The organism is Rubellimicrobium arenae (assembly GCF_017916275.1).
GTDB lineage: Bacteria > Pseudomonadota > Alphaproteobacteria > Rhodobacterales > Rhodobacteraceae > Rubellimicrobium > Rubellimicrobium arenae.
This window is the reverse complement of the sequence record NZ_JAFMST010000004.1, coordinates 54945-67139: the sequence shown is the minus strand read 5'-3', so window position 1 is coordinate 67139 and position 12195 is coordinate 54945. Positions and strand designations below refer to the sequence as shown.

Annotated in this window: 11 protein-coding genes; 8 read left to right on the top strand and 3 right to left on the bottom strand. The window is 69.1% G+C overall.

Annotated features, from left to right (window positions below; all coding sequences use genetic code 11):
• Positions 1-43 precede the first annotated feature (43 nt).
• From J3P31_RS07145 to J3P31_RS07135, 3 genes are all read left to right on the top strand, one after another.
• The gene (locus J3P31_RS07145) at positions 44-250 is read left to right on the top strand and encodes a hypothetical protein (RefSeq protein ID WP_210527742.1); all 207 of its coding nucleotides are present in this window, start codon (positions 44-46) and stop codon (positions 248-250) included.
• A 139-nt stretch (positions 251-389) separates the two neighbouring features.
• Entirely contained in the window at positions 390-665 is a 276-nt protein-coding gene (locus J3P31_RS07140) for a hypothetical protein (RefSeq protein WP_210527741.1), read from the top strand.
• Between the two features lie 131 nt (positions 666-796).
• The gene (locus J3P31_RS07135) at positions 797-1594 is read left to right on the top strand and encodes a DUF2189 domain-containing protein (protein WP_210527740.1); all 798 of its coding nucleotides are present in this window, start codon (positions 797-799) and stop codon (positions 1592-1594) included.
• Positions 1595-1656: 62 nt separating this feature from the next.
• On the opposite strand, the gene J3P31_RS07130 is transcribed toward J3P31_RS07135, so the two are convergent.
• The 3 genes from J3P31_RS07130 to J3P31_RS07120 all read right to left on the bottom strand — a co-directional run bounded on the left by J3P31_RS07130 (position 1657) and on the right by J3P31_RS07120 (position 4173).
• Positions 1657-2151, bottom strand: a complete 495-nt coding sequence (locus tag J3P31_RS07130) for a bactofilin family protein (RefSeq protein ID WP_210527739.1) — start codon at positions 2149-2151, stop codon at positions 1657-1659.
• Entirely contained in the window at positions 2141-3430 is a 1290-nt protein-coding gene (locus J3P31_RS07125; protein ID WP_210528072.1) for a M23 family metallopeptidase, read from the bottom strand. The genes J3P31_RS07130 and J3P31_RS07125 overlap by 11 nt, the downstream gene beginning before the upstream one ends.
• 266 nt (positions 3431-3696) lie before the next feature.
• Positions 3697-4173 (bottom strand): peroxiredoxin, encoded by a 477-nt coding sequence (locus tag J3P31_RS07120; RefSeq protein WP_210527738.1) that lies wholly within the window; start codon positions 4171-4173, stop codon positions 3697-3699.
• Positions 4174-4265: 92 nt separating this feature from the next.
• Here J3P31_RS07120 and J3P31_RS07115 point away from each other — a divergent pair, with 92 nt between their 5' ends.
• The 5 genes from J3P31_RS07115 to lpdA all read left to right on the top strand — a co-directional run bounded on the left by J3P31_RS07115 (position 4266) and on the right by lpdA (position 12062).
• A complete protein-coding gene (locus J3P31_RS07115) occupies positions 4266-7616 on the top strand; it encodes a DUF3971 domain-containing protein (RefSeq protein WP_210527737.1) in 3351 nt (1116 codons plus the stop codon).
• Between the two features lie 43 nt (positions 7617-7659).
• On the top strand, positions 7660-8703 hold the full coding sequence (gene queA, locus J3P31_RS07110) for a tRNA preQ1(34) S-adenosylmethionine ribosyltransferase-isomerase QueA (protein WP_210527736.1): 1044 nt from the start codon (positions 7660-7662) through the stop codon (positions 8701-8703).
• 83 nt (positions 8704-8786) lie between these two features.
• The gene (locus J3P31_RS07105) at positions 8787-10016 is read left to right on the top strand and encodes an MFS transporter (protein WP_210527735.1); all 1230 of its coding nucleotides are present in this window, start codon (positions 8787-8789) and stop codon (positions 10014-10016) included.
• Positions 10013-10600 (top strand): DUF924 family protein, encoded by a 588-nt coding sequence (locus tag J3P31_RS07100; RefSeq protein WP_210527734.1) that lies wholly within the window; start codon positions 10013-10015, stop codon positions 10598-10600. The genes J3P31_RS07105 and J3P31_RS07100 overlap by 4 nt, the downstream gene beginning before the upstream one ends.
• A gap of 70 nt (positions 10601-10670) precedes the next feature.
• Positions 10671-12062 carry a dihydrolipoyl dehydrogenase gene (gene lpdA, locus J3P31_RS07095; protein ID WP_210527733.1) on the top strand — a complete coding sequence of 464 codons (1392 nt, stop codon included), beginning with the start codon at positions 10671-10673 and terminating at the stop codon, positions 12060-12062.
• Positions 12063-12195: the final 133 nt, after the last annotated feature.

Sequence of the window (12195 nt, the reverse complement as noted above, 5' to 3'; positions counted from 1 at the left end):
GTCAGCGCAGGCTAGCTCTGGCTTGAACATCAAGGAGTTCGCCATGAAGCTTCGTCTCTCTCTCCTGCTTGCCGCTGGCGTTGTGGCTTTGGCCGGATGCCAGCCGCCGCCGGCCACCACCGTGACGGTCGACCCGAACACCAACGCGGCCTCGGTCACGACCACCCCCGGCTCGCCGCCGGTCGCGGTCGTGCCGAATGCGGCCGGGACCGGCACCACCGCCGTCGGCGTCGTGGGCAGCGGGTCCTAAGCGACCAATCGAACGCGGGACGCCGGGGGTTGGGCCCCCGGCGTCAACTGATGCAAGAGGGAAACAGCTTAGATCGCGAAAGATTGACCTAAAGGTAAATAGGTCTAGCTCGTGGCCAGCAAGCCAAGGAGGCCACAACATGATTTCCAGACTTACCGTCCTCGCCATTCCCGCCCTGTTCCTGGTTTCGGCCTGCGAAGAGGGTGGCGTGCTTGGGACCGGGTCCAACACCCAGATCGGTGCCACGGACGGGCAAGCTTACGGCACCACCCCCGAGGGGATCGTCCAGTCCCAGCTGAATGCGCCCCAGAACGCCGGCAGCTGCGAGAACCTCGCGCTCCGGATCGAGAACTCGGAAGTCAACGAGGTCGAGCGCCAGGCGGCGATCGAGGAACGCGAGCGGCTGGGCTGCTGATCGGGCAGGGGCCTGGGACGCACGGCCGTCCAAGGCCCCTCCACCTTCCTGCTTCCGGCATCCGTCAGAAAAGGGCTTTCCAGTCGTCCTTCGGCAGGCAAAGACTTGCCCGTGGGAAGGAGGAGCCCGCCATGACGTTCGAGACCGCCACCGTCGGGTCCGAGGCGACCCCGGCTGCGTCACCCCTGCCGGAGATCAACCGGCTCAGCCTTGCCGACCTGTCCTACGCCTTGCGCGCCGGTCTTCGGGACTTCCGCGCGGCGCCGCGATTCGGCCTTTTCTTCAGCTCCGTCTACGTCCTCGGCGGATTTCTCATGATCTGGCTGGGGGCTGGCACCGTGACGTGGACGCTGGCCACCTCGCTGGGGTTTCCGCTGATCGTCCCCTTTGCGGCCGCCGGTCTCTACGAGGTCAGCCGGAGGCTGGAGTCCGGAATCCCCCTGACCTGGAGCGACGTCCTGGGCGTCGTCTGGCGCGAACGGACGCGGCAGCTGCCCTGGGCGGGCGCGATCATCGTCATCTATTTCCTGTTCTGGACCTTCTTGGCCCACATGATCTTTGCGCTGTTCATGGGCCTGTCGACGATGACCAACATCAGCACGAGCTGGGACCCGCTGCTGACCCGCGAGGGACTGCTCATGATCGCGACCGAGTTCGCAGTGGGCGGCATCCTGGCCTTCGTGCTTTATGCTCTGACGGTCCTGAGCCTGCCGCTGCTCCTGGCGCGCGAGGTGGACTTCGTGAGCGCGATGATCCTGAGCTTCGGCTGCGTGACGGCCAATCCCGGCGTGATGCTGGCCTGGGCCTTCCTGATCGCCGCGGCGACCCTGCTGGCTCTGGTGCCGTGGTTCCTGGGGCTTGTCGTGGTGCTGCCGGTGCTGGGGCATGCGACCTGGCACCTGTATCGCCGGGCGCTGAGCGACCCCTAGATGCGGAAAGGGCGCCGACGGCTGATCCGTGGCGCCCTTCGTCCCTGCGGGAGGCGTCGCGCTTATTGCGCGTCGGACGACATCGAGGGCTTGGGGAGCACCTTCGTCGCCGCGTTCAGCGGGTCGTCCTGACGCTGCACCGATCCTTCGAAATGGGCGCCCGATTCGATGGCGATGGTCTTGTGAATGATGTCGCCTTCGACGCGCGCCGTGGAGGTGAGGCGGACCTTGAGCCCGCGCACCCGACCGATGATGCGGCCGTTGATCACCACGTCGTCGGCCACCAGCTCACCCTTGACGGTCGCGCCTTCGCCGACCGTCAGGAGATGGGCGCGGATGTCGCCTTCGACCTGGCCTTCGATCTGGATGTCGCCCGTCGTCCGGATGTTGCCCTTGATGTGCAGGTCCGACGACAGGATCGAAGCGGGAGGCTTGGCCTTCGGAGCCTGGGGCCGATAGTCCGCGGCCTGACCGACGGCCGTGCCTGGCGCGGGCGCAGGCTGCGGCTGCGCGGCGGCGCCGGGACCCGGCTCGTTGATCTTGGACTTAGAGAACATCGTTACCTGCTCCGATGTAGATCATGGGGTTGATGGGCTCGCCCCCAACCCGGATCTCGTAGTGGAGATGGGGCCCGGTGGAGCGTCCGGAGTTGCCCATATCACCGATCCTGTCCCCGCGCGAGACCCTTTGCCCCACCTCGACCCGGATCTGGTTCAGGTGGCCGTAGCGCGTCTCGATGCCGAATTCATGCTGGATCTTGATCAGCCGTCCGTAGCCCGACGCCCAGCCGGCGAAGATCACGACGCCGTCGGCGGTCGAGTAGACCGGCGTGCCGATGGGCCCGGCCATGTCGATGCCTTCATGCATCCGGCCCCAGCGCATGGCGAAGCCCGAGGTGTAGCGGAAGGTGTCCCTCAGCGGGAGGACGAACGGCACGCGCTGGACGGCGATGCGATACAGGTTCAGGCGGTCGAGCTCGTCCAGAATGCCGTTGGCGCGCAGGGTGCCGTCGTCGTCGGACGCCTTGCCCATCGTGGACATCTGGATCGGCACCAGCGGGCCACCCTGACCGGAATAGCCGCGGCGCACCTCGTCGATCAGGTGGTCGGGATCGAGGCCGGCGGTCCGGAACAGGTTGTTGAGCGGCTCGACCGAGATCTGGAGCGCATCCTCGAGCTGCTCGAAGATCTCGTCGTTGCGTTCCTTGGTGAGTCGCAGCTCCAGGTCGAGATCGCCGGCGAGCTTGATGGCGTCCTGCGCGTCGGACTGGATGCCGTCCCGTTCGGCCGCCGTGTCGGCGAGGGCCTGGGTCACGAAGTCGATGGTGCGTTCCATCTCTTCCGGGTTCGCGCCTGGGGCGGACTGTTCGCTCTGGAGCGTGGCAAGCTGCTCGCGGGCCTGCTCGCGCTGGGTCATCGTGCGCTGCAGGGTGGTCCGGACGACATCGAGCCCGGTCTCGAGCTCGCGCCGCGCCTCCTCAGAGGTCAGGAGTTCGGTCTGCATCGAGGACACCTGACGCAGGGCGGCGGCGAATCGCTCCTGGGCGGCGACGGCCTCCTGCGCCCTCAGGTCCCGCTCGGCCGAGAGCGCGTTGAGCCGGTCCTCGTAGATCATCTTGTCGCGCTGGGCCTGGTCCCGGTAGTTGCCGGAGCCGATCGAGTCCATCAGCAGGATCGCCGTGGCGACGATCGTCCAGGCCACCAGGGCGCCGCTGCCGGTCCAGGCCAGAAGCTGGGTGCCGGGCCCGAGACGGATGAAGCGGGTGTGATCCTCGGACTTCAGGAAGAGCCGCCGCTCCGGGAACCTGCGCTCAAGGATCGCGTGCACGCGCTGCATCAACAATGAGGTCAATGGTTTCGCCCCGTTTTGCCGGACCGGTTCTGGTCCGCTGTCCCGGGGCAAGGGCTAGCGGCGACCCCTCATGGCCGCAACGCCCTATAGTAGGGCGCACGAGGCCACAGGGGCCGAGCAGAGCCCAAACGGCAGAAATCTGCCGACTGTAAATAGCTCAGGAACCGATTCCTGCCGAATTGCGGCAGAACTGTGGCGAATCGGATGTCCAGGTTGACAACTATTTCGGGTGTCGCCGCCGAGTCGCCGACTCAGGCCTCGGCGTTCAGGCGTTCGACGGCTTGGACGACCTGCTCGGCGTGGCCTTTCACGCGGGCCACGGTCCAGACCTGGGCGACCTTGCCATCGCGGCCGATCAGGACGGTGGTGCGGATGATGCCCTCATAAGTCTTGCCATACATCGATTTCTCGCCCCAGGCGCCATAGGCCCGGATCACCTCCTTGGTCTCGTCGGCGAGAAGAGGCAGCCCCAGGCCCGCCTTCTTCACGAACTTGTCCTTTGCGGCGACATCGCCGCCGGAGATGCCGAGGACCGTGGCGCCCGCCGCCTCGAGCCGGGGCACCAGGGCGGTGAAGTCCTGCGCCTCGGTCGTGCAGCCGGGCGTGTCGTCGGCCGGATAGAAGAAGAGGACGACCGCGCGCCCGCGCAGGTCCGCGAGGGCGACGGTGCCGCCGCCGTCGCGGGGCAGGGTGAAATCGGGGGCGGCCTGGCCGGATTCGAGGGTCATGAGCTTTTCTTCGCGCAGCCGTGAGCGTTGCGGAAGAGTTTGAGCGATGCGGCCGCTTCCGTTCGCGGCGGCGTGGCGCGATGATGACAGCGATGCGTGCATGGACGGCCCCCAGCCCCGAGACCCAGGACGTGACGGAGGCCGAGGCTCCTGTCGCGGCGCCCGTCCCGTCGCCGTCGCCAGGTCCAGGGCGGCCCCGCGTGACGCGGCGCGTGATCCGATTCCTGCTGGGCAGCCTGGTGCTGTGCCTCGTCCTCCTGCTGACCACGCCTCTGATGCTGATCGGGCGGGAGATCACCGCGCCGGCCTGGCTCCGCGAACGGGTCGAAGCCACGGCCGAGCAGGCCATGGGCGGAGGGACGCTCCGGTTCGGGGCCATCACCCTGCGGATGCCGACCGACCTCCACCCGCAGGTGCGCCTGCTGGACGTGACGCTGGCGGACCGGGACGGGCGGCAACTGGCCCGCGTGCCCGAGGTGACGATCCAGGTCTCGCCGCGGGGCCTCCTGTTCGCGCGCAGCCTCCTGGTCCAGGAGATCGCGCTGTCCGGGGCCGAGCTGTCGCTGGCCCGGGCCGCGGACGGGAGCGTGGAGCTCGCCTTTGGATCGGGCGGGGAAAGCCGCAACGTCGGGCGGGCCCGGGGGCTCGCCTCGCTGCCCGACCAGTTCGAGCAGTTCTTCGAGCGTCCGGCGCTGGCGGCGCTGCGAACGGTGCGAGTCACGGGGCTCGTGGTGAACTACGAGGATGCGCGCGCAGGGCGGAGCTGGACGCTGGACGGGGGGAACCTGTCGCTCGACCTCAATGGCGGGATGACGCGCCTCCTGGGCGAGGTGTCGGTGCTGTCGGGGCGGTCCTATGTCACGCGCGCCCGGATCGACTATCAGAGCCCGCGCCTGAGCCCCTCGGCGCGAATCGCCCTGACGCTGACGGACGTGGCCGCCTCTGACGTCGCGAGCCAAAGCCCGGCCCTGACATGGCTGCGGGTGGTGGACGCGCCGATTTCCATGGCGCTCCGGGTCGAGCTCGACGACACCGGCGCCCTGGGGCCGACGAGCGTGGCGCTCAAGATCGCCGGAGGGGAGCTGCGGCCAAATCCCCGCGCCAAGGGCGTGCCGTTCGACCTCGCCCGCGCCTACCTGTCCTACGACCCCGCGACCCAAGCGGTCCGCTTCGACACGGTCGAGGTCCGGAGCGACTGGGGCGGTGTCGAGGGCGAGGGGCGCGCCTACCTGCGCGAGATCCAGGCCGGCCTGCCGCGCGCCCTGCTGGGACAGTTCACGCTGCGCCGGATCGTCGCCTCGCCCCCCGGGCTCTATGCCGAGCCGGTGGAGCTGCCCGAGGCCACCGCCCAGTTCCGGCTGCGGCTCGATCCCTTCACCATCGACGTGGCCGAAGCCAGCCTGGGCCTTCCCGGCGATGACGACAGCCGCATCGACGTGAGCGGGCAGGTCGCCGCCTCGCCCGAGGGGTGGCGGGTCGCGCTGGACGGCCACCTGGCCGAGGTCACGCGCGACCGGATCATGGAGCTTTGGCCCGAGCGCCTGCGCCCCGGCCTGCGGTCTTGGCTCAACCAGAACCTGACTGCGGGCGTCCTGCGCGACCTGTCAGCCGCCCTGCGGATCGTGCCGGGCGCGGCGCCGGTCGTCGCCCTGACCAGCGACTTCAGCGACGCCACCGTGCGCCCTCTCGCCAACGAGCCGCCGATCACTGTCGGGGCCGGGCGCCTGACCTGGGAGGGCGGGACGTTCTCCGTGGGCCTGGACCGGGGGCTCGTGACCGCGCCCGAGGGTGGGGTGGTGAACATGGCCGGGACCGGCTTCGTCATCCATCCGGGCGACGCCGTCCGATCCCCGGCCACCGTTCATCTCGATGCGCGCGGGCCGATCACGGCCGTCCTGTCGCTCCTCGACCAGCCGCCCTGGCGATTCCTGAGCTCGGCCCAGCTCCCGGTCGGGCTCGCACAGGGCCGGGCAGCGGCCACGGGCACCATCGATCTCTACCTCGGACCGATGACGCAGGACGAATTGCGCTACGACATCGCCGCCCGCCTGAGCGATGTCACCAGCGACGTGCTGGTTCCCGGCCGGACCCTGACGGCCGAGGCGCTCGACGCGACCGTGACCCCTGCCGGAATCGACATCGGCGGGGACATGCGGGTCGGCTCGGCCCAGGTGGTCGGCGGCTGGCACCAGGCGTTCGGCCCCGAGGCCAAGGGCCGGTCCTCGGTGCGGGCCGAGGTCGAGATCTCGCCCGCCACGCTGCAGGAGTTCGGCATCCTCCTTCCGGACGGAAGCGTGGCCGGACAGGGCCGCGGCGACCTGACCCTCGACCTCGCACCCGGCGAGCCTGTGGCCTTCGCCCTCCGCTCGGACCTGCAGGGGCTCGCGCTGTCCCTGCCGCAGCTCGGCTGGTCCAAGGGCGCGGGGCGGTCCGGCGCTTTGGTGGTGGAAGGCCGCCTGGGCACACCCGTCCGCGTCGACCGCCTGAGCCTGTCGGCGCCGGGCCTGACCGCCGAAGGCAGCGTCCGTCTGACCCAGGCCGGCGCCTTCGACCGGCTGAGGCTCACGCAGCTCGAGGTGGGCGACTGGCTCGACATGCCGGTGACCCTGACAGCCCGGCCGGGGCACGATACGCCCGGGATCGAAGTGACGGGAGGGACGCTCGACCTGTCCAAGGCCACCTTCGGGAGCGGCGGTAGCGGCGAGGGCGGCCCCATCAGCGCCAACCTCGACCGGGTGCAGGTCACCGAAGGCATCGCGCTCACCAACTTTGCCGGCGAGTTCAGCACCGTCTCGGGGCTGGAGGGCGTGTTCTCCGGCCAGGTGAACGACGGGCCGACGGTGACCGGGCGCGTGGCCCCGCAGGGGGGGCGCGTGGGCGCGCGCATCCAGGGGGCCGACGCCGGCGCGGTCATGACGGCCGCCAACATCTTCACCCGGGCCGAGGGCGGCGCGCTGGACATGCTGCTCCTGCCGGTGGATGCGGCCAGCTACACGGGCGAGCTCTGGATCAACGGGCTCAAGGTGCGGGACGCGCCGGTCCTGGCCTCCCTGCTGAACGCCGCCTCCGTGATCGGGCTGCTGCAGCAGCTTGGGGGGCAGGGCATCCTGTTCGACGAGGTGAGCGCCGAGTTCCGCATCGATCCCACGAAGATCACCGTGCAGCGGTCGAGCGCGATGGGCGCGGGGCTGGGGCTGTCGATGGACGGCGTCTTCGACACGGCGAACTACCGCATGGACTTCAAGGGCGTGCTGTCGCCGCTCTATATCCTGAACGGCGTGGGCTCGATCCTGACGCGCCCGGGCGAGGGGCTCCTGGGCGTCAACTTCACCCTGAGCGGCGATCCGGACGATCCCAGCGTCGGCGTCAATCCCCTGTCCCTCTTTGCGCCGGGCAACCTTCGGGAGCTGTTCCGGCGCCATGCCGCCCCCTCCACGCCGTAGCGCGGCGTTGCCTCGCGCGCGGCCCAAGGATAGCGAAGACGGCATGAAGCTGTCCGATTTCGACTTCGACCTGCCCGAGGGGCTGATCGCCACGCGACCGGCGCGGCCCCGGTCCTCGGCCCGCCTGCTGGTGGCCGGGCCCGACCGCCTGGACGACCTGCGCGTGTCGGACCTGCCCGAGGTCCTCCGGCCCGGCGACCGGCTGGTGCTCAACGACACCCGGGTCATCCCGGCCCGTCTCGAGGGCGTCCGACGGCGGGGCGACGCCGTGGCCCGGATCGAGGCCACGCTGCTCACCGACCGGGGCGAGGGGCTCTGGACGGCTCTTCTCAAGCCCCTGCGGAAGGTGAAGGAGGGCGAGGTCATCGATTTCGGCGGAGGGCTTTCGGCGTCCTTCGAAGGCGCGGAGGAGGGGCAGGGGCTCCTGCGGTTCGCCCTCTCGCCGCAGGCCTTTGCCGAGGCGCTGGCACGCGCGGGGCGCATGCCCCTGCCGCCCTACATCGAGGCGCTCCGCCCCGCTGACGATCAGGACCACGAGGATTACCAGACGGTCTGGGCGGCGCGGCCGGGCGCCGTGGCCGCCCCGACCGCGTCCCTGCACTTCGACGAGCCGCTCCTCGCGGCGCTCCGGACCAAGGGGATCGCCTTCACCCATGTGACGCTGCACGTGGGGGCGGGCACGTTCCTGCCGGTCAAGGTGGACGACATCTCGGAGCACCGGATGCACGCCGAATGGGGCGAGGTGTCCGAGACCGCGGCGCGCGAGATCGCGGCCACCCGCGCCGAGGGCGGACGGATCATCCCGGTCGGCACGACCGCGCTGCGGCTCATCGAATCCGCCGCGCGCGGGGGCGGGATCGGGCCCTGGCGGGGGGAGACGGACATCTTCATCACGCCCGGGTTCCGGCTCCAGGTCGCGGACGGGCTGATGACCAACTTCCACCTGCCCAGGTCCACGCTGATGATGCTCGTGTCTGCCGTCATGGGGCTTGACCGCATCCGGGCGATCTACGCCCATGCGATCGGGGAAGGATACCGCTTCTTCTCCTACGGCGACGCCTCGCTGCTGTTGCCGAAAGGACGCTGACGGCCGGCTTCTGTCGCCCGCAGGCCAGCGCCGCGCGGGAAATCGATTATCTCCCGGCGCGAGGCAAGTGCAGGACGGCCACCATGCTGCAAGTACTGGGGAGCGCCTGGGCGCTGCTTCTCGGCATCTATCTCCTCATGATCGGCAACGGGCTCCAGGGCACGCTGCTGGGCCTGCGGGGCGAACTCGAGAGGTTCACGACTCTCGAGATCTCGGTGGTGATGTCGGCCTACTTCGTGGGCTTCCTGTTCGCGTCGCGGTTGGCGCCGGTCCTGATCCGCCGGGTGGGCCATGTGCGGGTCTTCTCGGCGCTTGGCTCGGCCATCTCGGCCATCCTGATCCTTTACCCGATCCTGCCCGAACCCTGGGTCTGGGCGCTGGCCCGCGTGGCCATCGGCTTCTGCTACTGCGGTGTCTACATCACCGCCGAATCATGGCTGAACAGCGCCGCCAGCAACGAGAACCGCGGCAAGGCGCTGTCGCTCTACATGGTCGTCCAGATGGCCGGGATCGTCACGGCCCAGTGGCTGATCGCTCGCAACGACGTCGGGGGCTTTGCGGTCTTCATCATCCCGTCGATCCTCGTGTCGCTCAGCTTTGCGCCCGCGCTGCTGTCGGCCACGCAGACCACGCCCGAGTTCGCGGCCACCAAGCGGCTGAAGATGAGCCGCCTGGTCTCGGCCTCGCCGCTCGCCTGCGCGGGGATGTTCCTGCTGGGATCGGTCTTCGCGGCGCAGTTCGGGATGTCGGCCGTCTACGGCACCCGGGCGGGCCTCGCGGAAGGGCAGATCACCTGGATGGTGTCGGTGACCTATCTCGCCGCACTCGCGTCGCAGTACCCGATCGGCTGGCTGTCGGACCGGATGGACCGGCGGCTGCTGATCCTGGGGCTATCGATGCTGGGGGGCGGCATGGCCCTGGTGGCGCTGCTCTGGCCGGGGCCGCTCTGGCTCGTCCTCCTGACCTCGGCCGTGGTGGGGGGAACCTCCAACCCCCTCTATGCGCTTCTGATCGCCTACGCCAACGACTACCTGGAACGCGAGGACATGGCGGCTGCCTCTGGCGGACTTCTGTTCATCAACGGACTCGGCGCGATTGCCGGGCCTCTCGTGGTGGGCTGGTCGATGGACTGGATGGGGGCCGAAGGTTTCTGGGCCATCATCGCGGCCGTCATGCTGGCGCTGGGCTTCTACGCCGCGTGGCGGATGCGCGCCGCGCCCGACAAGCCCATCGTGGACGGCAAGACGACCTTTGCCCCGATCCCCGCCGCCGCCACGCCCGTCGCCGCCGGAAGCGAAAGGAATGTCGCATGATCCTGCCCAGCGCCAAGGACGTCCTCGAGTTCTGGTTCCAGGAGATCGGCGAGGCACGCTGGTTCAACGGCGGGGACGAGCTCGACGGCATGATCCGGGACCGGTTCCTGCCGCTGTGGGAACGGGCCATGGAAGGCCGGCTGGGTCTTTGGCTCACGACGCCGCCCGAGGCGCTGGCCTATGTCATCCTGCTCGACCAGTTTCCGCGCAACATGTTCCGCGGCGACGCGCTGTCCTTCGCCTCGGACGCGCACGCGCGCGCCGCGGCCAAGACCGTGATCTCGCGCGACTGGGATCTCAAGCTCGCCGAGCGGGAGCGAATCTTCCTTTATCTGCCGCTGGAGCATTCCGAGAACCTGGTGGACCAGGACCGCTGCGTCCGGCTGGTCAAGGCGCGGATGCCCGAGCTTGGGGCCGACTACCTGCTCCATGCCCGCGCCCACCGCGAGCAGATCCGACGGTTCGGCCGCTTTCCGACCCGGAATGCCAGCCTGCGTCGGACGACCACCCCGGACGAGCAGGCTTTCCTCGATCGAGGGGGCTATCCCGCGCTGGTCGAAGAGTTGAAGGCCGGCGCCGACTGAGGCGCCGCTCTGGCGGCTCGCAGGTCCATGCACTAACATCCCCTGACTTCGGCCAAGGGAGATGATCGTTATGGCGACCCGGACCTTCGACGTGATCGTGATCGGGGCAGGCCCCGGCGGCTACGTGGCCGCCATCCGGGCCGCGCAGCTGGGCAAGAAGGTCGTGATCGTCGAGCGGGAGCACCTGGGCGGGATCTGCCTCAACTGGGGCTGCATCCCGACCAAGGCCCTGCTGAGGTCGGCCGAGGTGTTCCACCTCATGCACCGCGCCAAGGAGTTCGGGCTCAAGGTCGAGAAGCCGGACTTCGACTTCGACGCCGTGGTGAAGCGGTCGCGCGGCGTGGCCAAGCAGCTGTCCTCCGGCATCGGCCACCTGATGAAGAAGAACAAGATCGAGGTGGTGATGGGGACCGCCCGGCTGGCCGGGAAGGGCCGGGTGACGGTCACCACCGCCAAGGGCACCGACGATCTCTCGGCCCCGGCCATCATCCTGGCCACCGGCGCGCGCGCACGGTCCCTGCCGGGCATGGAGCCCGATGGTGATCTGATCTGGAACTACAAGCATGCGCTCCAGCCGCCGCGGATGCCCAGGAACCTCCTGGTGATCGGCTCGGGCGCCATCGGGATCGAGTTCGCGAGCTTCTTCAACACCATGGGTGCCCAGGTCACCGTCGTCGAGGTGGCCGACCGCATCCTGCCCATCGAGGACGCCGAGGTGTCGGCCTTCGCCAGGAAGCAGTTCCAGAAGCAGGGCATGACCATCGTCGAGGGCGCCAAGGTCACGCTCACCAAGGGGCAGGGCCAGGTCACGGCCCGAATCGAGGCGGGCGGCAAGGCCGAGGACAAGGTCTTCGACACCGTCATCTCGGCGGTCGGCATCGTCGGCAACGTGGAGGATCTCGGGCTCGAGGAGGTCGGCGCGAAGGTGGAGCGGACCCACGTCGTCACCGACGAGTTCTGCCGCACCGGCGTCGAGGGGCTTTATGCCATCGGCGACGTGGCGGGGGCTCCGTGGCTGGCGCACAAGGCCTCGCACGAGGGGGTGATGGTGGCGGAGATGATCGCCGGGCAGCATGTCCATCCGATCAAGCCGGGCGCCATCGCGGGCTGCACCTATTGCTATCCGCAGGTCGCCAGCGTCGGCTACACCGAGGCCCGCGCCAAGGAGCTGGGCTTCGAGGTCAAGGTCGGGCGTTTCCCCTTCATCGGCAACGGCAAGGCCATCGCCCTGGGCGAACCCGAGGGATTCATCAAGACCGTCTTCGATGCCAAGACCGGCGAGCTTCTGGGCGCCCACATGGTCGGGGCGGAGGTGACGGAGCTGATCCAAGGATATATCGTCGGCCGCTCTCTCGAGACCACGGAGGCCGAACTGATGGAGACGGTTTTCCCGCATCCGACGCTGTCCGAGATGATGCACGAGTCCGTTCTGGATGCCTACGGCCGCGCCCTGCATTTCTAGGACCGGGGCCAGGTCCAGGGGCGCCACGATTCTGGCATTGCTGCCCTAATCTCGCCCCATTCCACCCCTGATTGAGAGCCGAACTGCCGCAACCGAGATGTCGGTTAGCGGCAGTTTCTTTATCCAATCTACT